Origin of the sequence: Streptomyces sp. ATexAB-D23 (assembly GCF_000373645.1) — a bacterium.
Taxonomy (GTDB): domain Bacteria; phylum Actinomycetota; class Actinomycetes; order Streptomycetales; family Streptomycetaceae; genus Streptomyces; species Streptomyces castrisilvae.
In genome coordinates, this window is the sequence record NZ_KB892024.1 from 215937 (window position 1) to 239361 (window position 23425).

Annotated in this window: 20 protein-coding genes; 12 read left to right on the top strand and 8 right to left on the bottom strand. The window is 67.9% G+C overall.

What is annotated here, in order from left to right:
• Positions 1 to 52: 52 nt before the first annotated feature.
• Complete coding sequence (locus tag B082_RS0121575) at positions 53 to 1495, top strand: CCA tRNA nucleotidyltransferase (protein WP_018553894.1); 1443 nt, start codon at positions 53 to 55, stop codon at positions 1493 to 1495.
• A 132-nt stretch (positions 1496 to 1627) separates the two neighbouring features.
• Here B082_RS0121575 and B082_RS0121580 read toward each other — a convergent pair whose 3' ends face one another.
• From B082_RS0121580 to B082_RS0121595, 4 genes are all read right to left on the bottom strand, one after another.
• A complete protein-coding gene (locus B082_RS0121580; RefSeq protein WP_026250043.1) occupies positions 1628 to 2197 on the bottom strand; it encodes an LppU/SCO3897 family protein in 570 nt (189 codons plus the stop codon).
• A gap of 45 nt (positions 2198 to 2242) precedes the next feature.
• Positions 2243 to 3511 carry an MFS transporter gene (locus tag B082_RS0121585; protein ID WP_026250044.1) on the bottom strand — a complete coding sequence of 423 codons (1269 nt, stop codon included), beginning with the start codon at positions 3509 to 3511 and terminating at the stop codon, positions 2243 to 2245.
• Between the two features lie 114 nt (positions 3512 to 3625).
• Positions 3626 to 4708: an inositol-3-phosphate synthase gene (locus B082_RS0121590; protein ID WP_018553897.1), complete on the bottom strand. Its 1083-nt coding sequence runs from the start codon at positions 4706 to 4708 to the stop codon at positions 3626 to 3628.
• A 62-nt stretch (positions 4709 to 4770) separates the two neighbouring features.
• Entirely contained in the window at positions 4771 to 5475 is a 705-nt protein-coding gene (locus tag B082_RS0121595) for a PadR family transcriptional regulator (protein ID WP_018553898.1), read from the bottom strand.
• A gap of 387 nt (positions 5476 to 5862) precedes the next feature.
• On the opposite strand from B082_RS0121595, the gene B082_RS0121600 reads away from it, so the two are divergent.
• Positions 5863 to 8604: a transglycosylase domain-containing protein gene (locus B082_RS0121600; RefSeq protein ID WP_199783827.1), complete on the top strand. Its 2742-nt coding sequence runs from the start codon at positions 5863 to 5865 to the stop codon at positions 8602 to 8604.
• Positions 8605 to 8740: 136 nt separating this feature from the next.
• Positions 8741 to 10240, top strand: a complete 1500-nt coding sequence (locus tag B082_RS0121605; RefSeq protein WP_037710617.1) for a glycosyltransferase family 87 protein — start codon at positions 8741 to 8743, stop codon at positions 10238 to 10240.
• Between the two features lie 21 nt (positions 10241 to 10261).
• Here B082_RS0121605 and B082_RS0121610 read toward each other — a convergent pair whose 3' ends face one another.
• The 3 genes from B082_RS0121610 to B082_RS0121620 form a co-directional block, all read right to left on the bottom strand.
• A complete protein-coding gene (locus B082_RS0121610) occupies positions 10262 to 11293 on the bottom strand; it encodes an alanine racemase (protein WP_018553901.1) in 1032 nt (343 codons plus the stop codon).
• 106 nt (positions 11294 to 11399) lie between these two features.
• A complete protein-coding gene (locus tag B082_RS0121615) occupies positions 11400 to 12518 on the bottom strand; it encodes a lipid II:glycine glycyltransferase FemX (RefSeq protein ID WP_018553902.1) in 1119 nt (372 codons plus the stop codon).
• Positions 12519 to 12703: 185 nt separating this feature from the next.
• Complete coding sequence (locus B082_RS0121620) at positions 12704 to 13018, bottom strand: hypothetical protein (protein ID WP_018553903.1); 315 nt, start codon at positions 13016 to 13018, stop codon at positions 12704 to 12706.
• Between the two features lie 278 nt (positions 13019 to 13296).
• Between B082_RS0121620 and rpsF the strand changes: the two genes are divergently transcribed.
• The 4 genes from rpsF to rplI all read left to right on the top strand — a co-directional run bounded on the left by rpsF (position 13297) and on the right by rplI (position 15011).
• A complete protein-coding gene (gene rpsF / locus B082_RS0121625) occupies positions 13297 to 13587 on the top strand; it encodes a 30S ribosomal protein S6 (RefSeq protein ID WP_018101872.1) in 291 nt (96 codons plus the stop codon).
• 74 nt (positions 13588 to 13661) lie between these two features.
• Entirely contained in the window at positions 13662 to 14267 is a 606-nt protein-coding gene (locus B082_RS0121630) for a single-stranded DNA-binding protein (RefSeq protein ID WP_018553904.1), read from the top strand.
• Between the two features lie 42 nt (positions 14268 to 14309).
• The gene (gene rpsR, locus B082_RS0121635) at positions 14310 to 14546 is read left to right on the top strand and encodes a 30S ribosomal protein S18 (RefSeq protein ID WP_003967857.1); all 237 of its coding nucleotides are present in this window, start codon (positions 14310 to 14312) and stop codon (positions 14544 to 14546) included.
• Between the two features lie 18 nt (positions 14547 to 14564).
• Positions 14565 to 15011 (top strand): 50S ribosomal protein L9, encoded by a 447-nt coding sequence (gene rplI, locus B082_RS0121640; RefSeq protein WP_018553905.1) that lies wholly within the window; start codon positions 14565 to 14567, stop codon positions 15009 to 15011.
• A gap of 143 nt (positions 15012 to 15154) precedes the next feature.
• Here the strand turns inward: rplI and B082_RS0121645 are convergent, their stop codons facing one another.
• A complete protein-coding gene (locus tag B082_RS0121645; protein ID WP_018553906.1) occupies positions 15155 to 16489 on the bottom strand; it encodes an MATE family efflux transporter in 1335 nt (444 codons plus the stop codon).
• A gap of 477 nt (positions 16490 to 16966) precedes the next feature.
• Between B082_RS0121645 and dnaB the strand changes: the two genes are divergently transcribed.
• The 5 genes from dnaB (at position 16967) to B082_RS0121670 (ending at position 23337) form a co-directional block, all read left to right on the top strand.
• On the top strand, positions 16967 to 18427 hold the full coding sequence (dnaB, locus tag B082_RS0121650) for a replicative DNA helicase (protein ID WP_199783836.1): 1461 nt from the start codon (positions 16967 to 16969) through the stop codon (positions 18425 to 18427).
• A 257-nt stretch (positions 18428 to 18684) separates the two neighbouring features.
• Positions 18685 to 19431, top strand: a complete 747-nt coding sequence (locus tag B082_RS0121655; protein ID WP_018553908.1) for a TnsA-like heteromeric transposase endonuclease subunit — start codon at positions 18685 to 18687, stop codon at positions 19429 to 19431.
• Complete coding sequence (locus B082_RS0121660) at positions 19431 to 21479, top strand: Mu transposase C-terminal domain-containing protein (RefSeq protein WP_018553909.1); 2049 nt, start codon at positions 19431 to 19433, stop codon at positions 21477 to 21479. The genes B082_RS0121655 and B082_RS0121660 overlap by 1 nt, the downstream gene beginning before the upstream one ends.
• Positions 21479 to 22534, top strand: coding sequence for a TniB family NTP-binding protein (locus B082_RS0121665; RefSeq protein WP_018553910.1), 1056 nt, complete (start codon positions 21479 to 21481; stop codon positions 22532 to 22534). The genes B082_RS0121660 and B082_RS0121665 overlap by 1 nt, the downstream gene beginning before the upstream one ends.
• Positions 22531 to 23337, top strand: coding sequence for a TniQ family protein (locus B082_RS0121670; protein WP_018553911.1), 807 nt, complete (start codon positions 22531 to 22533; stop codon positions 23335 to 23337). Before B082_RS0121665 ends, B082_RS0121670 begins: the two co-directional genes overlap by 4 nt.
• Positions 23338 to 23425: the final 88 nt, after the last annotated feature.

Consider the following 23425-nt stretch of genomic DNA (forward strand, 5'->3'; position numbering starts at 1 on the left):
CGAAGGAAACGCATGACGCCCGGACGGGCATGGGCACGTACCCTTTTCTGTTGTGCCGAACGCCAATGAAGACAACCTCAGCGCCCTGACCCAGGTGCAGCACCGCGCAGTCAGTGAACTGCTCCGGGTCTCCCCGGTCGCCGACGATCTTGCCCGCCGATTCAAGGATGCCGGATTCAGTCTCGCACTGGTCGGCGGCTCGGTCCGTGACGCACTCCTCGGCAGGCTCGGGAACGATCTGGACTTCACCACCGACGCACGCCCCGAGGACGTGCTGAAGATCGTCAGGCCGTGGGCCGACTCCGTGTGGGAGGTCGGTATCGCTTTCGGCACGGTAGGAGCACACAAGAGCGGCTACCAGATCGAAGTCACGACATATCGGTCCGAGGCGTACGACAGGACCTCCCGCAAGCCCGAGGTGTCCTACGGCGACTCCATCGAGGACGACCTCGTGCGGCGCGACTTCACGGTCAACGCCATGGCTGTCGCGTTGCCGGAGAAGGACTTCATCGATCCCCACGGTGGTCTCCAGGACCTCGCCGAGCGGGTGCTGCGGACCCCCGGGACACCCGAAGCGTCGTTCTCCGACGACCCGTTGCGCATGCTGCGTGCCGCGCGGTTCGCCGCCCAGCTCGACTTCGAGGTCGCGCCCGAGGTCGTTACCGCCATGACGGAGATGGCGGGCCGGATCGAGATCGTCTCCGCCGAGAGGGTGCGCGAAGAGCTCAACAAGCTCCTACTCTCCTCGCATCCCCGCAAGGGTCTGTCCCTCCTCGTCGAAACGGGCCTCGCCCAGCAGGTCCTGCCGGAGCTGCCGGCACTCCGGCTGGAGAGTGACGAGCATCACCGGCACAAGGATGTGTACGAGCACTCCCTGACCGTCCTGGAGCAGGCCATCGACCTGGAGCAGGACGGTCCGGACCTCGTTCTGCGCCTTGCCGCCCTTCTGCACGACATCGGCAAGCCGAGGACACGGCGCTTCGAGAAGGACGGGCGGGTCTCCTTCCATCACCACGAGGTGGTGGGCGCCAAGATGGTAAAGAAGCGCATGACCGCGCTCAAGTACTCCAATGACATGGTCAAGGACGTCGCGAAGCTGGTGGAGCTGCATCTGCGCTTCCACGGATACGGCGACGGCGAGTGGACCGACTCCGCGGTGCGGCGCTACGTGCGGGACGCCGGCCCTCTTCTGGAGCGGCTGCACAAGCTGACCCGCTCGGACTGCACCACCAGGAACAAGCGCAAGGCCGCCGCTCTCTCGCGTACGTACGACGCTCTGGAAGAGCGCATCGCCCAGCTTCAGAGCCAGGAGGAGTTGGACGCGATCCGCCCGGACCTGGACGGTAACGAGATCATGCAGATCCTCGGGGTGGGGCCGGGCCCGGCCATCGGAAAGGCGTACGCGTTCCTGCTGGAGCTCCGCCTGGAGAACGGCCCCATGGAGCACGACGCGGCCGTCACGGAGCTCAAGAAGTGGTGGGACGCGCAGAGCTGAGGACCCACACACCCCTGATACGGCTCGCGGCGGCGCTCATGTTTCACGTGAAACATGAGCGCCGCCGCATACGCCGAGGGCGTTGTTTCACGTGAAACAACGCCCTCGGTCGGTGTCTGCTCGGTACAGGGATCAGTTGGCCGTCTTGAGCGGTGTCAGGCAGAGCACCACGCTGCTCCGGCTCTTACGGCTGCCCGAGGTCTCGGTGTAGGCGACGTACTTCTCTGCGTCGCAGAGGTCCGTGTCGGTGGTGCTGTCGTGGACTTCGGCGACCTTGTACTCCGCAGCGGACGAATCGCAGTCGGCGGACTTCATGTCGGGGTTGAAGTTGGTCCCCTTGTTCTCCAGGCAGTCGCCGACCGAAGCGGCCTGGGCGTCGGACTCGGACAGCTTGTCCCAGCCGAACTTCAGGCCGACGAGCACGGCAATGGCCACAACGATGAGGATGATGTTGCGCGTCGCCAGGAACGCCTTCTTGCCGCCGGACATGTTCTGCGGCGGCCCCTGGGGTGGCATTCCTTGCGGCTGCCCACCCCACTGCTGCTGACCCTGCGGCTGCCCGCCGCCCCACGGCTGCTGACCCTGGTGCGGAGGATAGGGCTGCTGAGGGGTGCCGTAACCGGGCTGCTGCTGGTGCGGCGGGTAGGGCTGGGCGGGCTGCTGGCCGTATGGGCCGTTGCCCTGCTGTGGCGGGTAAGTCATGTGAGTGCCCCCGTGATGCATGCGTCTGACTTTGACGCGGGCACGCTATAGGACACTCCCTGTCCGACTCCAACGCGCCAAGCTCGCGGCCGCGGCCGCGTAGAGGACTGCTACGCCGCTCACCAGCGCGACCGACCGCCCGTCAGGAGGCAGCAGTAGCGCGGCGACTGCGGCTGCCGCGACGAATGCCACGTTGAACAGCACGTCGTAGAGCGAGAAGGCCCTGCCGCGGTAAGCGTCGTCCACGGCCGTCTGGACCACCGTGTCTGTCGCGATCTTCGCCCCCTGGGTGACGAGTCCGAGGACGAACGCGGCGACGAGCATCGGTGCCGGGGTGAACCACAGCCCCAGCGCCGGTACGAGGACCGCGGCAGCCGCCGCGCACACCGCCATCCAGCGGAACCGGCCAAGTCGCCCCGCAGCCCAGGGAGTCAGCACCGCCGCAGCGAAGAAACCGGCGCCGGAGACCCCGACCGCCAGGCCGAGCAGCGCCAGCCCGTCGGCCTCGCTGTCCGTCCAGGCATACCGGCAGAGCATCAGGACCATGACGGTCAGCGCCCCGTAACAGAAGCGGATCACCGTCATCGCGGCCAGCGCCCGTGAAGCGCTCCGGTGTTCCGCCAGATGACGCAGCCCGTCGCGGAGCCCGGCGGCGGCAGCGGCGAGCGCCACCCGCAGCGGCAGCCGCACGGTGTCGCGGTCCGGCCCCAGAAGACTCGCGGCAAGGCTCAGCGAGACCAGTGCGGCGGTGAGGTAGAGCGTCGCCCCCAGGAGCACCACGACGGCATCGGAGTCGGCCAGCAACAGCCGCACGACGAAGGCGAGTCCACCGCCCGCGGTGGCCGCGAGGGTGCCCGCGGTCGGCGACAGTGAGTTGGCCAGCACCAGGCGCTCCCGGTCGACGACCCGTGGCAGGACGGCGGAGAGGCCGGCGAGGACGAAGCGGTTGACCGCGGTGACGCAGAGCGCGGAGGCGTAGAAGAGCCAGTCGGGAGCCGCTCCGATGATCAGGATCGCGGTGCAGCAGGCGAGCGCGGCACGCAGCAGGTTGCCGTAGAGGAAGACCTGGCGCCGGGGCCAGCGGTCCAGCAGCACACCGGCGAACGGCCCGATGAGCGAGTAGGGCAGAAGGAGTACGGCCATCGCGGAAGCGATGGCGCCCGCAGACGCCTGTTTCTCCGGGGAGAAGACCACGTGGGTGGCGAGGGCCACTTGGTAGACGCCGTCGGCCGACTGGGACAGGATCCGCACGGCCAGCAGGCGGCGGAAGTTCCGTAGGCGCAGTAGTACGCGCAGGTCATGCACGACAGGCATGGGAGCAAGGGTCACATATGCCGAGGGTCCCCGGGCGGATTGCCCGGGGACCCTCAACGATGCGGCAGCCGAGGAACGTTGCCGCGCCTCACCTGCTCAACCGAGTCACGCGATTCAGTTGGAGACCTCACCGCGGATGAACTTCTCGACGTTCTCGCGGGCCTCGTCGTCGAAGTACTGAACCGGCGGGGACTTCATGAAGTACGACGACGCCGAGAGGATCGGGCCACCGATGCCGCGGTCCTTGGCGATCTTCGCGGCACGGACGGCGTCGATGATGACACCGGCCGAGTTCGGGGAGTCCCAGACCTCCAGCTTGTACTCCAGGTTCAGCGGGACGTCACCGAAGGCGCGGCCCTCAAGGCGCACGTACGCCCACTTGCGGTCGTCCAGCCAGGCCACGTAGTCCGACGGACCGATGTGGACATTGTCCGCACCGAGCTCGCGGTCACGGATCTGCGAGGTGACGGCCTGCGTCTTGGAGATCTTCTTGGACTCCAGGCGCTCCCGTTCGAGCATGTTCTTGAAGTCCATGTTGCCGCCGACGTTCAGCTGCATCGTGCGGTCCAGGATGACGCCCCGGTCCTCGAAGAGCTTCGCCATCACGCGGTGCGTGATGGTGGCGCCGACCTGCGACTTGATGTCGTCGCCGACGATCGGGACACCGGCCTCGGTGAACTTGTCCGCCCACTCCTTGGTGCCGGCGATGAAGACCGGGAGGGCGTTGACGAACGCGACCTTGGCGTCGATGGCGCACTGGGCGTAGAACTTCGCAGCGACCTCGGAACCCACGGGGAGGTAGCAGACGAGGACGTCGACCTTGCGGTCCTTGAGGATCTGGACGATGTCGACCGGGGCCTCGTCGGACTCCTCGATGGTCTGGCGGTAGTACTTGCCCAGGCCGTCGTGGGTGTGGCCGCGCTGGACGGTGACGCCGGCGTTCGGCACGTCGCAGAGCTTGATGGTGTTGTTCTCGCTCGCGCCGATGGCGTCCGAGAGGTCGAGGCCGACCTTCTTCGCGTCGACGTCGAAGGCGGCGACGAACTCGACGTCCCGCACGTGGTAGTCGCCGAACTGGACGTGCATCAGACCGGGCACCTTGCCGGCCGGATCGGCGTCCTTGTAGTACTCGACGCCCTGGACCAGCGAGGCGGCGCAGTTGCCCACGCCGACGATGGCTACGCGAACCGAACCCATTCCGGTTGCTCCCTGTGTGTAATGGATGTTTCTGATGAGCTCTCCGCGGATCTGCGGTGAGCTCACTTGGCGGTGTCGCCGGACGGATCCGGCGGGTTGTTCCCCCGCCGGGGCAGGCCGTCCGGCTCTCCTGCGGTGTTCTGCTGAGCTGAGCCCTCGGGCGAGGATCGTCGCTGATCCCGTCCCGACCGCTCGCTCTCGATGAGCTCGTTCAGCCAGCGCACTTCGCGCTCCACGGACTCCATGCCGTGTCGCTGCAGCTCAAGTGTGTAGTCGTCGAGACGCTCGCGGGTGCGGGCCAGAGAGGCGCTCATCTTCTCCAAGCGCTCCTCCAGCCGGCTGCGTCGACCTTCCAGCACCCGCATCCGCACCTCGTGCTCCGTCTGTCCGAAGAAGGCGAAACGAGCCGCGAAGTGCTCGTCCTCCCAGGAGTCGGGGCCGGTGTGCGAGAGCAGTTCCTCGAAGTGCTCCTTACCTTCCGCCGTCAACCGGTAGACGATCTTGGCGCGGCGCCCCGCAAGGGACGAGGCAGGAGCGACGGCCCGGCCGGAACCGGGTGCCGCTTCTGCCGGAGCATTCCCCGGCTCCTCGATCAACCAGCCGTTGGCGACCAGCGTCTTGAGGCAGGGGTAAAGGGTTCCGTAGCTGAAGGCACGGAAGATCCCCAACGAGGTGTTGAGGCGTTTGCGCAGCTCATAGCCGTGCATCGGGGATTCGCGGAGCAGTCCGAGGACAGCGAACTCAAGGATGCCGGAGCGTCTGCTCAACCTCGCCTCCTCCTTCTCCGAGTGCTCTCGCGGTCCCTGTGCCGAGTCGATGTACCGAGCTGATGTATCGACTCGATACATCAGCACGATAGATCGGACTGCTCGTCGCGACAAGGGGAGCCTCAGTGAGCGGCGTCACATCGCTAATTCGTAGGAACCGACTTGCGTTATTTGGGGTGAAGTTCGGTCCTAGAAGGGTTTTGACCGTGCGTAGTCTGTGCGGCATGCAGACCACCGGGAACCGCGAGACGCGCGGGTGCGTCAGTGCTCGCGGGCCAGCCGGATGCACTGCGGGCAAGCCTTTCGCCGGGCTGGTCCGTCATTTCGGGGGACCGGATCTCACCTGCCGCTTCCAGGCGTTTCGCCTGCCCGAGGAGTAGTCGTTCGATGAGCGAGCACCGTCGCAAAACGTCGCAACCGCAAGGTGGCGGACGTGCCGCGGCCCGACGAGCCGCCCAGCAGTCCTCAGGACGCCGCGCAGCACCGTCACGCGGAGTTACCTCAGCTTCACCGTCTGATTCGCACCGCGAGGAGGCCCCCTACGGTGGGCGTGCCGCCGCCAGACGGGCCGCACAGCGCGGCGGCGGAGGCCGCGGAGGTTCGGACGGCGGCGGTGGCCGGCGTCGCGGCGGGGACGGCGGGCAGGAGGGCCCCGGCCGTGGACGCGGAGGACGCCGCCCGCCCAAGAAGCGCTTCATCGACTACCCGCGCGCGGGCAAACAGGGCATGCGGCGCTGGGTCCCGTCGTGGAAGCTGGTCTCCAGCCTGTGCATCGGCTTCCTCGGTCTTCTGATGGGCCTCGCCGGCCTCGCGTACGCGATGGTCGCCAAGCCGGACATCAAGGCGGCCGCAAGGGCGGAGAACAACGTCTACTTCTGGAAGGACGGCACCCAGATGGTGGCGACCGGCGGTGAGGTCAACCGCCAGGTCATCGACTATGCCCAGATCCCCGAGGCGATGCGCAACGCCGTCATCTCCGCGGAGAACAAGTCCTTCGACACCGACCACGGCATCGACCCGATGGGTATCGCCCGCGCCCTGTTCAACATGGCCAAGGGCGGCGAGACCCAGGGTGGATCGACGATCACCCAGCAGTACGTGAAGAACTCGCGGCTCTCCCAGGAGCAGACCCTGAGCCGCAAGTTCGAGGAACTCTTCATCACGCTGAAGGTCGGCAGCGAGATGAAGAAGAAGGAGGTCATGGCCGGGTACCTCAACGTCTCGTACTACGGACGTGGAGCCTCGGGGCTGCAGGCCGCGGCCCGTACGTACTACGGCAAGGACGCCAAGGACCTGACTCCCAGCGAGTGCGCGTTCATGGCCACCCTCCTCAAGGGCGCCAGCTACTACGACCCCGCGGGCGCGCCCGAGGTCGACTCGGTGCAGGCGACCGCGGAGAAGAACACGGTCCGCGCGAAGAAGCGCTGGAAGTGGATCCTCGACGAGGAGGTGAAGGACGGCCGGATGTCGCAGAAGGAGCGGGACGGGTACACGGAATTCCCGATGCCCGACAAGCCGAAGCGGAACGCCCAGCTGGGCGGCCAGATCGGCTACCTCGTCAACACCGCGAAGGCCGAGTTCCTCAACAACACCGACGTCACCAAGGACATGCTCGACCAGGGTGGCTACGAGATCCACACGACCTTCGACAAGAAGAAGGTCGACCAGCTCAACAAGGCCGTCAAGCGTGTCTACGACGAGAAGATCGACGCCAAGAAGCGTCCCGAGACGGACACCCACGTGCAGTTCGGCGGTTCGTCGGTGGACCCCAAGACGGGGGCGATCCAGGCGATCTACGGCGGTGAGGACGCGACGAAGCACTACACCAGCAACGCCGGCCCCACCGGCGCCGCGGTGGGCTCCACCTTCAAGCCCTTCGTGCTGGCGGCCGCGATGGAGTACGGCAAGCGTGACCCGTCGGGCGGTCAGGAACAGGGCGAGTCGCAGCGTACGAAGGTCTCGCCACTGAGCATCTACAACGCCGACGACAAATTGAAGATCAAGAAGTACAACGGCGATGTCTGGGTCGACAAGGAAGGCAAGGAGTGGTTGCAGACCAACGACGACCACGAGTCGAGGGGCAACATCACCCTTCGTGAGGCCATGCAGTGGTCGGCCAACTCGCCCTACGTGCAGTTGGGTATGGACGTCGGCACCGACAAGGTGAAGGAAGCGGCCATCGCGGCCGGTCTGAAGGACGACCAGTACATGGCGGACGCGAGTGTCCCGTCGTTCTCCATCGGTACGTCCTCGCCCAGCGCGACCCGCATGGCCGGCGCCTACGCCACCTTCGCGGCCAGGGGCCAGCAGCGTGAGCCCTTCTGCGTCACCGAGGTGAAGAAGCGCGGCGAGATCGCCTACCGGCACAAGGCGGTCACCAAGAGCGCCTTCGACAACGTCATCGCCGACAACGTCACGGACGTACTCAAGAACGTCGTGGAGAAGGGGACCGGTACGCCGGCCAGGCTCCCGGACCGCGAGGTGGCGGGCAAGACGGGTACGACCGACGACAACCTGTCCGCCTGGTTCGTCGGCTACACCCCGCAGCTCTCGACGGCGATCAGCATGTACCGCCTGGACGACGACGAGAAGAACAAGAACCGCGCGTTCGAGAAGATGTACGGCACCGGTGGGCAGGACAAGATCCACGGTGCCTCGTTCCCCGCACAGGTCTGGCACGACTACATGGCCGAGGCCATGAAGGGCGAGGAGGCCGAGGCCTTCGCGAAGGCGGAGCCGATCGGGGACAAGGTCTACGGCGGCGGTGCTTCCAAGAAGCCCAAGCCGACGCCCACCCCCACGCCGACCCAGTCCGAGTCGACGACGCCCACCCCCACGCCGACCCCGACCCCGGACCTTCCGACCCCCGACCCGAGCGACACCTGCGGTACGTGGGGCTGGAACTGCCAGGACAACAGCGGCGGCAACTCCGCGGGCGGGGCCGACGGCGGTACGAACACGGGCACGAGCCAGGGCAACGACGGCGGTGCGGATACCGGAACCTCCACCGGTACGACGGAGGGCGACAACGGATCCACTCCCGACCCCGGGACCGGCGGCAACGGCAACGGGAATGGGAACGGCAACGGAAATTCCAACGGGGCCTGGTTCGGTGACCCTGCCGGGTAGCGCCCGGCAGACAGCGCGCCTCGCGCCCGGCGGACAGCCCGGCGCGAGGTGATCCGACCGAGCAGTCGAGGGCCGCGGCACCCCAGGTGCGGCGGCCCTCGTCGTTTCCACAGTCCCGTACGGCAGGATGTGCGGCATGCCAAGCGCAGAGGACACGAGCGTGCACCAGGAACGGGCCGACGTGCGGCCCACGCACCAGGACGAGGTCGCGGCGGCCGGCAGCGAGCTGATCGGCGGCAGGTCGGGCCGCTGGGCGCGTCTCGGCAGCACCGCACTCACGCCCGTGGGGGCCGTGGCACTGGTGGCCATCGGGATGTTCGCGCTCGGCATGGTGCAGAAACTGCCCTGCTACAACTGGGCGTGGTTCAGGGGCGCGGGCTCCCAGTACACCCACGCGTGCTACTCGGACATCCCGCACCTGTACTCGGGCCGCGGATTCGCCGACGGCCTGGTGCCGTACTTCGACCGGCTGCCGGGCGACATGCAGTTCCTGGAGTACCCCGTCCTCACAGGCGTGTTCATGCAGTTCGCCGCCTGGCTCACACCGGGCGGCTCCCTCCAGGAGCAGGAGCAGGCCTACTGGCTCGTCAACGCGGGCATGCTGATGATCTGTACCGCTGTGATCGCCGTGTGCGTCGCCCGTACGCACCGGCGGCGCCCCTGGGACGGCCTCCTGGTGGCGCTCGCCCCCGCCTTCGCGCTCACCGCCACGATCAACTGGGATCTGCTGGCCGTCGCCCTCACGGCGGCGGCGATGCTGATGTGGTCCCGGAGCCGCCCCCTCGCGTTCGGCATCCTCATCGGACTGGCCACGGCCGCCAAGCTCTATCCGGTCCTGCTGCTGGGGCCCGCGTTCGTGCTGTGCTGGCGGGCGGGCCGGTGGCGGGAGTTCGGGGCGGCCGCGCTGGGGGCGGCCGGCTCCTGGCTGGTGGTCAATCTTCCGGTGATGATCTTCGCTCCCGAGGGATGGAAGAAGTTCTACACGTTCAGCCAGGAACGCTCGATCGACTTCGGGTCCTTCTGGCTGGTCATCACACAGCGCACCGGTGAGTCGATCGACGTCAGCACGGTCAACACCGTCTCGACGCTGGTCACGGTCGGGCTGTGCGCCGCCATCGGTGTCCTGACGCTGACGGCGCCGCGCAGGCCGCGGTTCGCCCAGCTCGCCTTCCTCGTCGTCGCGGTGTTCATCCTCGTCAACAAGGTCTACTCACCGCAGTACGTGCTCTGGCTGATTCCCCTCGCCGCGCTGGCCAAGCCCCGCTGGCGGGACTTCCTGATCTGGCAGGCGTGCGAGGTCCTGTACTTCCTGGGGATCTGGATGTACCTCGCGTACACGACGAGCGGCGACAAGCATCAGGGGCTGCCCACGGAGGGCTACCAGCTGGCGATCGTCCTGCACCTGCTGGGCACGCTGTACCTGTGCGCCGTCGTCGTACGGGACATTCTGATGCCGGAGCGCGACGAGGTGCGGCGGGACGGCTCGGACGACCCCTCGGGAGGGGTCCTCGACGGGGCCGAGGACGTGTTCGTACTGGCCCACCTCGTCGAGTCCGGCTCCGCGCGCCGGGACGCGGCCGAGGCCGAGGGGCCTCGTGTGGAGTGGGGATCGGCCGGGGCGCCCGCCGCCGACTGAGCGCGGGGCGGGCGCGCGGGCTCAGCGCTCGACGAGCCGGTCGTACTGCGTGGTCGTGTGCCGCAGGTGGGCCACGAGCTCGTCGCCCACCCGCGGCTCCTCGGAGTCCGAGGGCACGAAGAGGATCGACACCTGCATGTGCGGCGGTTCGGCGAACCAGCGCTGCTTGCCGGCCCAGACGAACGGCGACAGGTTGCGGTTCACGGTGGCCAGGCCCGCGCGGGCGACGCCCTTGGCGCGCGGCATCACCCCGTGCAGCGCCTTCGGCGCCTCCAGGCCCACGCCGTGCGAGGTGCCGCCGGCCACGACGACCAGCCAGCCGTCCGAAGCTGCCTTCTGCTGCCGGTAGCCGAACCGGTCACCCTTGACGACGCGCGTGACGTCGAGGACCGCGCCGCGGTACTCCGTCGCCTCGTGGTCGCCGAGCCAGAGCCGGGTGCCGATACGGGCACGGAAACGCGTCTGCGGGAACTGCTGCTGCAGCCGGGCCAGCTCCTCGGCCCGCAGATGGCTGACGAACATCGTGTGCAGCGGCAGCCGGGCCGCCCGGAGGCGGTCCATCCACGCGATGACCTCCTCGACGGCGTCCGAGCCGTCGGTGCGGTCCAGCGGCAGGTGGAGCGCGAACCCTTCGAGGCGTACGTCCTCGATGGCGGCGTGCAGCTGCCCGAGCTCCTCCTCCTTGACGCCGTGGCGCTTCATCGAGCTCATGCACTCGATGACGACCCGGGCGCCCACCAGGGCGTGCACGCCGTCGACGGACGAGACGGACCGTACGACCCGGTCGGGCAGCGGCACCGGCTCCTCGCCCCGCCGGAACGGCGTGAGCACCAGCAGGTCACCGCTGAACCAGTCCTTGATGCGGGCCGCCTCGTACGTGGTGCCCACCGCGAGGATGTCGGAGCCGAAGCGGATCGCCTCGTCGGCCAGCCGCTCGTGGCCGAAGCCGTACCCGTTGCCCTTGCAGACCGGCACGATGCCGGGGAACTGGTCGAGGACGGATTTCTGGTGCGCCCGCCAGCGCGCGGTGTCGACGTACAGGGAGAGCGCCATGGCCGGTCCGGGACCCTTCTGGTGGTTGCGGTGGATCAGAGGTGAGGAGCGTGTTCAGGCCCTATTGAAACCAATGAAGCCGGTTTCGTCAGCTGTGGGGCATGGATCAGCGGCGTGACATGTAGATGTCGAGCGCCTTGTGCAGCAGCTTGTTGAGCGGGAAGTCCCACTCGCCGAGGTACTCCGCCGCCTGCCCGCCGGTGCCGACCTTGAACTGGATCAGACCGAAGAGGTGGTCGGTCTCGTCCAGCGAGTCCGAGATGCCGCGCAGGTCGTAGACCGTGGCCCCCATGGCGTACGCGTCGCGCAGCATCCGCCACTGCATCGCGTTCGAGGGGCGGACCTCGCGCTTGTGGTTGGCCGAGGCGCCGTAGGAGTACCAGACGTGGCCGCCGACGATCAGCATGGTCGCCGCCGCGACGTTCTCGCCCTCGTGCCGGGCGAAGTAGAGCCGCATCCGGTTGGGGTCCTCGTTGTTGAGGGCCGTCCACATGCGCTGGAAGTAACCGAGGGGGCGCGGCCGGAAGTGGTCGCGCTCCGCCGTGATCTCGTACAGCCGCTGCCACTCGGCAAGCTCCGCGTAGCTGCCCTGGACGACCTCGACGCCGGCTTTCTCGGCCTTCTTGATGTTGCGCCGCCAGAGCTGGTTGAAGCCTTTGTGCACGTCTTCGAGGGAGCGGTTGGCCAGCGGCACTTGGAAGATGTAGCGGGGCTGTACGTCACCGAATCCGGCGCCGCCGTCCTCGCCCTGCTGCCAGCCCATCTTCCGCAGCCGGTCGGCGACCTCGAAGGCGCGGGGCTCGATGTGCGTGGCCTCGACGTCGCGCAGGCGCTTCACCTCGGGGTCCTGGATGCCGGCCTTGATGGCGGCGGCGTCCCAGCGGCGGATCACCACCGGCGGGCCCATCTTCACCGAGAAGGCGCCCTGCTGCTTGAGGTGGGCCAGCATCGGCTCCAGCCAGTCGTTCAGGTTCGGCGCGTACCAGTTGATGACCGGGCCCTCGGGCAGGTACGCCAGGTACCGCTTGATCTTGGGCAGCTGCCGGTAGAGGACCAGGCCCACGCCGACGAGCTGGCCGGTCTTGTCGAACCAGCCCAGGCTCTCCGAGCGCCACTCGGCCTTCACATCCGCCCATGCCGGGACCTGCATGTGACTGGCCGCGGGCAGACTCTGGATGTACGCCAGATGCTGCTCTCGGCTGATGGTCCTCAGGGTCAGGCTCATGCGGGGCGCTCCTCGGCAGGTGTGTCCCCATCGGTCAGGGGCTCCGGCTCTCGCGCCGAAGCCTACTGTGGCTGGGAAGCGCGCGGTCTGGCCCCGTCGTACCCGTTCTGTTCCGTACGGCGTGCGGGAGCGGCTCCGTCAGGGCGACGGAGCCGCTGGTTGTGAGGGGAGCCGGACCGGCGGTGTCAGCCGATCACGCCGCCGAACAGACCGCCGTGGGCCATGCCCAGGAAGAACCCGAGGCCGGCCGCACCCATACCGATGATCAGCGGGAACCTCTCCCGCGTGGTCGCGGAGATGTACTGGCCGTACGCCCCCGTCAGGATGCCGATGAGACCGGCCCACGAGCTGAGCAGATGCAGGTTGTGGAACATCGCCGACACGAAGGCGAGGGCACCGAGGATCAGCGTGATCACCACGAGGGCGTTCTGCCGCGGATGGGGCCTGCCGTCGGTCGCGAAGAGGGAGACGGTGGGGCGGGTCCGCGTTGTCTGTGCCATGGAGTACCTCCTGGCCGATAGGCGGCGTCTCGTGGCGCCGCTCACACCCGATGTGTACAGATTGCGTCCGCTGACCACCGGATTTCAACCGGAAGCGGGTCTACGGGTACTCTGATGGGTCTGCACCGGTGTCTGCCCAGGCCAGCACGGTCCGCCCCCTCCTCGCGGAGGGTGCTGTCAGTGGCGGCTGTTTTACTCGGGCACCGTTGCTCAACGCATCACGACCCTCCTGCCACGGAACGACCGTGGCCGCTGAGTCCAAAGGAGGTGGGTTCCACATGCGTCACTACGAGGTGATGGTCATCCTCGACCCCGATCTCGAGGAGCGAGCAGTCTCCCCGCTGATCGAGAACTTCCTCTCCGTCGTCCGTGAGGGCGAAGGAAAGGTTGAGAAGGTCGACACCTGGGGCCGTCGTCGTCTCGCTTACGAGATCAAGAAGAAGCCCGAGGGCATCTACTCGGTCATCGACCTGCAGGCCGAGCCTGCGGTCGTCAAGGAGCTCGACCGCCAGATGAACCTGAACGAGTCGGTCCTCCGGACCAAGGTCCTCCGTCCCGAGATCCACTGAGCTTCTAGCTCAGCGGTCATCGGGTCCGAGTAGCAGCAAGCAGCCAGAAGCAATCCCCGCCGAGAGGTTCACCCATGGCAGGCGAGACCGTCATCACGGTCGTCGGCAATCTCGTCGACGACCCCGAGCTGCGCTTCACCCCGTCCGGTGCGGCGGTCGCGAAGTTCCGTGTCGCGTCCACTCCCCGCATCTTTGACCGGCAGACCAATGAGTGGAAGGACGGCGAAGGCCTGTTCCTCACCTGCTCGGTCTGGCGGCAGGCGGCGGAGAACGTCGCCGAGTCGCTCACGCGAGGCATGCGCGTTGTCGTGCAGGGCCGGCTGAAGCAGCGGTCGTACGAAGACCGCGAGGGCGTCAAGCGCACGGTCTACGAGCTGGACGTCGAGGAAGTCGGCCCCAGTCTCAAGAACGCCACTGCCAAGGTCACCAAGACCACGGGTCGTGGTGGCCAGGGCGGCCAGGGTGGATACGGCGGCGGCCAGCAGGGCGGCGGTAACTGGGGCGGCGGTCCCAGCGGTGGCCAGCAGGGTGGTGGCGGCGCTCCCGCCGACGACCCGTGGGCCACGAGCGCTCCGGCCGGCGGCCAGGGCGGGGGCCAGCAAGGCGGAGGCGGCTGGGGTGGAAACTCCGGCGGCTCCGCTGGCTCCGGCGGCGGCTACTCGGACGAGCCTCCCTTCTAGGGAGCTCGTACCCCCACTTCTTGATCACACAGGAGAAACACCATGGCGAAGCCGCCTGTGCGCAAGCCTAAGAAGAAGGTCTGCGCGTTCTGCAAGGACAAGACCCAGTACGTGGACTACAAGGACACGAACATGCTGCGGAAGTTCATTTCCGACCGCGGCAAGATCCGTGCCCGCCGCGTCACCGGCAACTGCACGCAGCACCAGCGTGACGTCGCCACGGCAGTCAAGAACAGCCGTGAGATGGCGCTGCTGCCCTACACGTCCACCGCGCGATAAGGGAAGGGTGACCGAATCATGAAGATCATCCTCACCCACGAGGTCTCCGGCCTCGGTGCTGCGGGCGACGTCGTCGACGTCAAGGACGGGTACGCCCGTAACTACCTGGTTCCGCGTGGCTTTGCCATCCGCTGGACCAAGGGCGGCGAGAAGGACGTGGCGCAGATCCGCCGCGCCCGCAAGATCCACGAGATCGCCACGATCGAGCAGGCCAACGAGATCAAGGCCAAGCTTGAGGCCGTGAAGGTCCGTCTGGCCGTTCGCTCCGGCGACGCCGGCCGTCTCTTCGGCTCCGTCACCCCGGCCGACATCGCCTCGGCGATCAAGGCCGCTGGTGGTCCGGACGTCGACAAGCGTCGCGTCGAGCTCGGCTCGGCGATCAAGACGCTCGGCGGACACCAGGTGTCCGTGCGTCTGCACCCCGAGGTCGCTGCGAAGCTCGGCATCGAGGTTGTTGCTGCCTGATCGGGCCGCACCTCAGCAGAACAGTGAAGGGCCGCACCTCTCGGGGTGCGGCCCTTCACCGTTTCACGTGAAACATGCACCGGAAGAGACCGTGGTGAGCCGACGGACGAGTCGGTGCCATGAGCCCGCTCGCCCGCTCGTGGTCAGCGGGTCGCGCCGGTGACCAGCCATTTGCCCGAACGGGTACGGAGCCAGAGCGTCGCCATCCGCACGATCATCATCAGAGCCATCGCGCACCAGAGGGTGCCCAGGCCGCCGAGTGTGGGGACCAGGAGTGCGGCCGGGGCGAAGACGGCGAGGGTCACGATCATGGCCCAGGCAAGATAGGGGCCATCGCCGGCGCCCATCAGTACGCCGTCCAGGATGAAGACGACACCGGCGATCGGCTGGGTGGCGGCGACCACCAGGAGAGCCGGGAGCAGGGCGTGCTGCACCGAGGTGTCACTGGTGAACAGCGGCACGAACAGTGGGCGGGCCAGAACGATCAGCACGCCCAGGACCACCCCGGACGCGATGCCCCACTCCACCATGCGGCGGCAGGCCTCGCGTGCCCCCTGGGCATCGTTCGCCCCCAGGTAGCGCCCGATGATGGCCTGCCCCGCGATGGCGATGGCATCGAGGGCGAAGGCCATCAGGCTCCAGAGCGAAAGGATGATCTGGTGCGCGGCGATGTCGGTGTCGCCGAGCCGGGCGGCGACAGCGGTGGCGATGAGCAGGACGGCGCGGAGCGACAGCGTACGAACCAGGAGCGGCACGCCCGCCTGGGCGCAGGCTCTGATGCCCGCGGCGTCGGGGCGCAGGGACGCGCCGTGTCGCCGGGCACCACGCACCACGACGAAGAGATAGGCGGCGGCCATCGCGAGCTGCGCGATGACCGTGCCCCAGGCCGAGCCGGCGATGCCCAGGCCGGCGCCGTAGACGAGGCCGACGTTGAGGGCGGCGTTGGCAGCGAAGCCGCCGATGGCGACGTAGAGCGGGGTACGGGTGTCCTGGAGGCCCCTGAGTACGCCGGTCGCGGCCATGACCACCAGCATCGCGGGGATGCCGAAGCTGGAGATCCGGAGATAGGTGACGGCGTAGGGGGCGGCGGTGTGGGAGGCGCCGAACACATCCACGAACCAGGGGGCCAGGGGGAGCGTCACGGCGATGACGCCGAGACCGAGCAGGAGCGCGAGCCAGATGCCGTCCATGCCCTGGCGGATCGCGGAGGCCAGATCGCCGGCGCCGACGCGGCGGGCGACGGCTGCCGTGGTGGCGTAGGCAAGGAAGACGAAGATGCTCACCGCGGTGGTCAGCAGTGCGGCCGCGACGGCCAGACCGGCCAGTTGCGGGGTGCCGAGGTGGCCGACGATCGCGCTGTCGACCATGACGAAAAGAGGTTCGGCCACGAGTGCGCCGAAGGCCGGGACGGCGAGCGCGATGATCTCGCGGTCGTGCCGCCGACGACGGGACGACGGGGTCCCCGGTGCCTGGATCATGGCAGCCAATCTAATCTTCCACAGGTAACAGATGCAATCCTCTTGGAGTCCTTACATTTGCTCACCTGTAGCTATCCCCTGTGCGTGACATGCCGCGTTCTCGGCGTAGCTCGGCAACTTTTTCTCCCCCACAGCCGGTGGATGGGGAAACCGCAGGTCAAAGCAGTGATGGGGGAGCCGTTATGAGTTTGTCCACAGTGCTGTCCCCCGCTCCGTGCACAGGTTCTGCGGAGTTCTCCACAGCATCTGGTCCGTCGTCCACAAGGCCTGTGGATAACCAGATTGGCTGACGGTGCGGAGCCGCCTACCGTAGTGCGGCGCCCCCACCCCGTTTCGGCTCTGCGACAACGCAGAACTCGACACACCGGAACCGGAGTCGGGGGTCTTGTTTGTCGGTGCCGTGCCGTAAGAAAGAGTGGCACGGTGAGGTCCGCGGAGCGGACGGGAGGAGGTGGCCGGGTGAGCATTCCCGAACCCTTGGACGACCCTTGGGCCGACACCGGCCCCAGTGACCGGCTGCCCGTCTCCCGTCAGCGCCGGGGCGAGGACCGGGACCGGGGCGAGCGGCATGACCGCGGCTGGGACAGCCAGGACTGGGAGGGCGGCTCCTCGGGATTCGAGCGGGTGCCGCCCCAGGATCTCGACGCCGAGCAATCCGTCCTCGGAGGCATGCTCCTGTCCAAGGACGCCATCGCCGATGTCGTGGAGATCATCAAGGGCCACGACTTCTACCGCCCCGCGCACGAGACCGTCTACCAGGCGATCCTCGACCTCTATGCCAAGGGCGAGCCGGCCGACCCGATCACCGTGGCCGCCGAACTGGTCAAGCGCGGCGAGATCACCAAGGTGGGCGGGGCTCCGTATCTGCATACCCTGGTCCAGTCGGTGCCGACCGCGGCCAACGCCTCGTACTACGCGGAGATCGTTCACGAGCGGGCGGTTCTGCGACGGCTCGTCGAGGCCGGCACGAAGATCACGCAGATGGGATACGCGGCCGACGGCGACGTCGACGACATCGTCAACTCCGCGCAGGCCGAGATCTACGCCGTCACCGAGCAGCGGACCAGCGAGGACTACCTGCCGCTCGGCGACATCATGGAGGGCGCTCTCGACGAGATCGAGGCGATCGGTTCCCGCAGCGGTGAGATGACGGGTGTGCCCACGGGGTTCACCGATCTCGATGCCCTGACCAACGGCCTCCACCCTGGCCAGATGGTGGTCATCGCGGCCCGTCCCGCCATGGGTAAGTCCACGCTCGCGCTGGACTTCGCCCGCGCCTGTTCGATCAAGAGCAACCTCCCCAGCGTGATCTTCTCCCTGGAAATGGGGCGGAACGAGATCGCGATGCGCCTGCTGTCCGCCGAGGCGCGGGTCGCTCTGCACCACATGCGTTCCGGCACGATGACGGACGAGGACTGGACGCGGCTCGCCCGGCGCATGCCGGACGTCTCCGCGGCCCCGCTCTACATCGATGACTCCCCCAACCTCTCCATGATGGAGATCCGGGCGAAGTGCCGCCGCCTCAAGCAGCGCAACGACCTCAAGCTCGTGGTCATCGACTACCTGCAGCTGATGCAGTCCGGCGGCTCCAAGCGCGCCGAGAGCCGCCAGCAGGAGGTCTCGGACATGTCGCGAAACCTCAAGCTGCTGGCCAAGGAACTGCAACTGCCGGTCATCGCGCTCTCCCAGCTGAACCGTGGCCCCGAGCAGCGCACCGACAAGAAGCCGATGGTCTCCGACCTCCGCGAATCCGGTTCCATCGAGCAGGACGCCGACATGGTGATCCTGCTGCACCGTGAGGACGCCTACGAGAAGGAATCTCCCCGCGCCGGCGAGGCGGACCTGATCGTGGCCAAGCACCGAAACGGGCCGACGGCGACGATCACGGTCGCCTTCCAGGGCCACTACTCACGTTTCGTGGACATGGCACAGACCTGATCGGACCGCTTGCAGGTTCTCAAATTCCGTGTCATTTCTCAGTCGCAATGTCATCTGATTGGCCGAATTGACATGGGATTGAGAGTCGCTGGCCACTGCTGTCCCGTCGCATCGAACCGTGGCCTGTCGCATTGATCTGTGCGCCGACCTTGCGGGACGAAGGCCGAGACAGGTTTGAGTGAGACCACGTCCCGCTTTGGGGTGGCTCTTGTCTCGTTGTACGTGGCTTGTCGCAATCCAGTGGACATCGTCCTGGTGTGGACGATGAGGGGGAGCCGCTGAGCGGCAGGGACACAGTGGCCGGTTTCGACGTGGCCTGGGTTCGGGAGGGCGTCGAAGTGCGCCGACCGCTGAGGAACGTGGCCGAGGTGGCCTTCGAGGAGGTCGTTCCGGTGCGGGAGTTCCCGTCGTACCGGGGACAGCGGCACTTTCCGGGCTTGTATTGGGCCGCCACGATGCTGCGGCATGTGGGGTTCGAGTCGTGGCTGGAGCGGGATCACGCGATTTCGATGGACTTCGACCCGTGTGTCGCCGGGTTCTCGTCGCAGCCGTTCTGGCTGTTCTGGACGTCGGCGGAGGGCGGACGGCTGTCGCACGCGCCGGACTACTTCGCGCGTCGGGCCGATGGCTCGGCTGTCGTGGTGGACTGCCGGCCGGAGGGCCGGCGCAGGCCGCGGGACCTGGCCAAGTTCGCTGGTACGCAGGCTGCGTGCGAGGCGGTGGGGTGGGACTACCGGCTCGTGGGAGAGATCGATCGGGTGCGGGTGGCGAACCTGCGGTGGCTCGCCGGGTTCCGCCATCCGCGGTTCGGCGGGGCCGGGTTGACGGAGGCGGTGGAGGCAGCCTTCGCGGTTCCCGGCCCTCTGGTGGGCCAAGCCGCTCAGCTCGGAGACCCGATCCGAGTGCTGCCGGTCGTCTTCCACCTGCTGTGGTGCGGGCGCCTGGGGACGGATCTGTCGCGTCCCTTGGGCGATTACTCCCTGGTCTGCCGGGTGGAGGGCTGATGCCGGAGCACGAGCGGCCGCGGGGTGTGCTGCGGGTGGGTGACCGAGTCCGGTTCGACGACCGGGTCCAGACGGTGGTGGGCCTGTCGGGCACGACCGTCCGCCTGGTCGACGAGCACAACACCGCGAGCATGGTGATGTTCGCTCACCTGATGGCGTCGGACGGGTTCGAGCGGCTGGACTCCACGGCCCCCACGCCGGGACTGCCGCCCTTCGGCCTGCTGGACACGGTTCCCGAAGTGGCTCTGCGGAAGGCCAGATTCTTCGAGAAGCACCTGATCGAGGCGGAGACCGGGCTCCCGCCGGATGCGCCGAAGGGATCGGTTCCCCGGCCCGAGTACGACCCGCAGTGGCGGACCGTGAATGAACGGCTGGTGGCCAAGGCGGCCGAGCTGACCGCATTGGGCACCGAGGTGTCGGAACGGACGCTGTTCCGGTTGAGGTCGAAGTGGCGGGACGAGGGGTTGTGGGGCCTGGTGGACCGGCGGGCCACCAGGCTGTCCATGGCGCCGGGCACCGGCCGGGTGGACGGGCGTCTGGTCGAGGCGGTGCTGGAGGTCCTGGCCGCGCAGGAGGATTTGTCGACGGGGACCCGCACCCGTGTGATTCGGCAGGCCGAGAAGCTGGTCGCCGAGCGGCACGGGGAGGGCACAGTCCCCCTTCCGTCGCGGGCAACGTACTTCCGGCTGCTCAAGTCGATGTCCGAAGGGCGCCACAGCTTCGGGGCGGCAACGACCCGGCGTTCTTTGGCCGGGCGGCCGGAGGCTCCGTTCACCCCGATGCTGGCCGCCCGGCCCGGCGAGGTGGTGCAGATCGACACCACCCCGCTGGATGTGCTGGCCGTCTTGGACGACGGTGTGACGGGCCGGATCGAGTTGACGATCGCGGTGGATGTCGCCTCCCGCACCATCTGCGCGGCGATCCTGCGTCCGGCCGGGACGAAGGCCGTGGACGCCGCGCTGCTGCTGGCACGCATGCTGGTGCCGGAACCGATGCGGCCCGGCTGGTCGGACGCCCTACGAATGTCAGCCTCACTGGTTCCGCACGCCCGGTTGATGAGTGTCGATGCCCGTCTGGAGCACGCCGCGGCACGTCCGGTGATCGTCCCGGACACGATCACCGTGGACCGGGGCAAGGTCTTCATCTCGGACACGTTCGTCGCGGCCTGCCGTTCACTGGGAATCTCCGTCCAGCCCGCACGGCCGGCCACGCCGACGGACAAGGGCATCGTGGAGCGGACGTTCGAGTCCGTCAACACCCTGTTCTGCCAGCACGTCGCCGGATACGTCGGCTCCGACACCACCCGGCGCGGCCGCGACGTCCAGGCCGTCTGGACGATCGCGGAACTCTCCGATCTCTTCCACGAATGGGTCGTCGCCCGGTGGCAGACCCGCCCCCATGACTCCCTGCGCAGTCCTTTCCTGCCGGGCAAGGCACTCTCGCCGAACGAGGTCTACGCCATGCTCGTCTCCCGCACCGGCTACCTGCCGGTCTGTCTCGGCGGTGACGACTACATCGAGCTGCTGCCGGCGGAGTGGCGGAAGATCAACGACTACGGCATCACGCTCGACTACCGCACCTACGACTGCCGGGACCTGGGCCCTTACCGGCGCCAGTCGTCCGGAGTGGACACCAAGGGCAACCTCTGGGAGGTCCACCACGACCCCTACGACCTCTCCCACGTCTGGGTACGCGACACCCGGGCCGGCGGCTGGATCACCGTTCCCTGGACCCGGCTCGGCACGGTCTCGGCACCGTTCGCCGACTTCACCTGGCGCCACGCCAGAGCCGTGCTGGCCGCCAAGGGAGCCGACGACACCGACGAGAACGCCATCGCCGCCGTCATCGACGACCTTCTGACCCGCGCCGGAAACGGCCCGGACCGCCGCATCGCCGCCCGTACCAAAGCGGCGACAGCCGTGCCTGCCCTGCCGCAGGCCCGGCACGAACCCGAGCCGGAGACGGACGAGGAGCCGGAAGGCGAAGAAGACATCGCCCAGGTCATCCCCTTCGGCGTGTTCGACGCCTTCACCGACGGAAGCCGCTGATGACGCACTTCTTCGAGCCCGAGGACGTCGACCATCCGCTGACGAGCAAGGAAGGCTGGGCCGCCTTCGTCGCGGAAAGCACCACTCCGTCGGCCGTCCCGCCGCCGGCGGCCCTGCAACGCCTCACCGAAGCAGAACGGGCCGCCTACGACCAGGCTCGGGAGGACTACCACGCACAACTCGTCATCGTCTCCACCCCGACGATCCGCCACGTCGCCGCGACCGGCCGCAAACGCATCCTGCTCAACCGGCACCAGCACTCCGCCCGCCGCGGACTGATCGTCTCGGGACCCGCCGGGACCGGGAAGACCACCGCTATCACCCAGCTGGGCAAGAACTTCGAACAGCTCGGGCAACAGCGTGGCGAGGTCCTGCCGGACTCGTTGCCGGTCGTCTACATCACCGTCCCGCCCGCTGCCACCCCGAAGATGCTGGCCGTCGAGTTCGCCCGGTTCATCGGCCTGCCGCTGCCGTCCCGCTTCAGCCAGGTCGAGGTCACCAACAAGGTCTGCGACCTGCTCTGCACCCTCGGCTGCCGTCTCGTGCTCATCGACGAGCTCCACAATCTCGACATCGGTACGCGGGTCGGTGCCGAGGCATCCGACCAGATCAAGTACCTGTCCGAACGCATCCCGGCGACCTTCGTCCTGGCCGGCGTCGACGTCGAGGGCACCGGACTGTTCGCCGGGCGCCGGGGCGGACAGATCGCCAGCCGCTACACCCTCATCCCCACCAGCCCTTTCCGCCACAAGACCGAGGAACAGCGCAAATCCTGGCGATCACTCGTGGCGACGCTGGAGGAATCCTTGCGGCTGCACGCCCACCGACCGGGCACCTTGCTCAAGCTGAGCGCCTACCTGCACGACCGCACCGGCGGCATGATCGGCAGCCTGTCCCACCTCGTCCGCGAGGCCGCCCTGGACGCCATCCTCGACGGCAGCGAGAAGATCACCAAAGCCTCGCTGGAACGGGTCGACCTGGACGAGGGCGCCGAACAGCAGAACATTCCCCGGGCACGGCGTCGCCGAGCCCGTCACGAGAAGCGCATCGCGTGACCGGCCGGCCGCGGACCCTGCCTGTCACGCCGCCGCCCGTCCATCACGAGACTATCGGCTCCTACCTGAACCGCCTCGCCGACGCCAACCACCTCACCATCGGCTACCTCTCCTCCCTGATCGGCCCGTCGCGCCAACACCGTCGAGTCGACAACCGGGTCGGCTACTGGACGCCAGATGCGCTGCGACGGCCCGCCATCCTGACCGGCCGGAGCCCGGCATCCCTGGTCCACGCGATGCCACCGCTCGGCTCGATCGGCGACCCGCTTCGACACCATCGGTCTGCAATTGAAGAGGTCATCGAGCCGCGACGCCGCCCGGCCTGCCGCCTCTGCATGGCCCGGCGACACGTCCACGGGCTCGTCGTCCGCAGCACCCCGCACCATGAAGGTGTCTGCCACCGCCACCGCCGCTGGCTCCTCGGAGAGGAGCAACACGATCTGACGCGGCTGCCCGAGGTTCTGCGGGCCAACCTCCAGCATTACCGGATCGTCCGCCGGGGCACCCATCCCTTCACCGGGCTGGCCTTCGTCGATGCTCGCGACCGCCTGACCAGGTGGTTCACCGGTAAGAGAAGCGGAGAGCCTCTTCGGCAGAGGTGGGACCGCCGGCTCGAAGTGCTCGGCGAGGACCCGTTCGGCGATCCCCACCGCCCCTCCGAGCCCCGGATCGAAGTGGCCACCTACCCCGAAGTCATCGTGCTCACCGGCCTGTTCGCCTCCCCGCATTGGCGAGACCATCCCCAACTGCCCGCAGAGACAGCACGCCGATTCGGCATCGCAGACACCCAGCTAGTGCTCTGAACGCACAGGTTCGCCGGGTTGGGGCTCGCGTGTGTTTGGGGTGTGCCGGGGCATCCGGTCCACAGTCGCGAGCCCGTGTCTGGCAGGA

Coding starts and splice junctions, on each gene's coding strand:
- B082_RS0121580 (WP_026250043.1), bottom strand. CDS start 2,197: ATGACTTACCCGCCACAGCAGGGCAACGGCCCATACGGCCAGCAGCCC.
- B082_RS0121585 (WP_026250044.1), bottom strand. CDS start 3,511: ATGCCTGTCGTGCATGACCTGCGCGTACTACTGCGCCTACGGAACTTC.
- B082_RS0121590 (WP_018553897.1), bottom strand. CDS start 4,708: ATGGGTTCGGTTCGCGTAGCCATCGTCGGCGTGGGCAACTGCGCCGCC.
- B082_RS0121600 (WP_199783827.1), top strand. CDS start 5,863: ATGAGCGAGCACCGTCGCAAAACGTCGCAACCGCAAGGTGGCGGACGT.
- B082_RS0121605 (WP_037710617.1), top strand. CDS start 8,741: ATGCCAAGCGCAGAGGACACGAGCGTGCACCAGGAACGGGCCGACGTG.
- B082_RS0121610 (WP_018553901.1), bottom strand. CDS start 11,293: ATGGCGCTCTCCCTGTACGTCGACACCGCGCGCTGGCGGGCGCACCAG.
- B082_RS0121615 (WP_018553902.1), bottom strand. CDS start 12,518: ATGAGCCTGACCCTGAGGACCATCAGCCGAGAGCAGCATCTGGCGTAC.
- B082_RS0121620 (WP_018553903.1), bottom strand. CDS start 13,018: ATGGCACAGACAACGCGGACCCGCCCCACCGTCTCCCTCTTCGCGACC.
- rpsF (WP_018101872.1), top strand. CDS start 13,297: ATGCGTCACTACGAGGTGATGGTCATCCTCGACCCCGATCTCGAGGAG.
- B082_RS0121630 (WP_018553904.1), top strand. CDS start 13,662: ATGGCAGGCGAGACCGTCATCACGGTCGTCGGCAATCTCGTCGACGAC.
- rpsR (WP_003967857.1), top strand. CDS start 14,310: ATGGCGAAGCCGCCTGTGCGCAAGCCTAAGAAGAAGGTCTGCGCGTTC.
- rplI (WP_018553905.1), top strand. CDS start 14,565: ATGAAGATCATCCTCACCCACGAGGTCTCCGGCCTCGGTGCTGCGGGC.
- B082_RS0121645 (WP_018553906.1), bottom strand. CDS start 16,489: ATGATCCAGGCACCGGGGACCCCGTCGTCCCGTCGTCGGCGGCACGAC.
- B082_RS0121660 (WP_018553909.1), top strand. CDS start 19,431: ATGCCGGAGCACGAGCGGCCGCGGGGTGTGCTGCGGGTGGGTGACCGA.
- B082_RS0121665 (WP_018553910.1), top strand. CDS start 21,479: ATGACGCACTTCTTCGAGCCCGAGGACGTCGACCATCCGCTGACGAGC.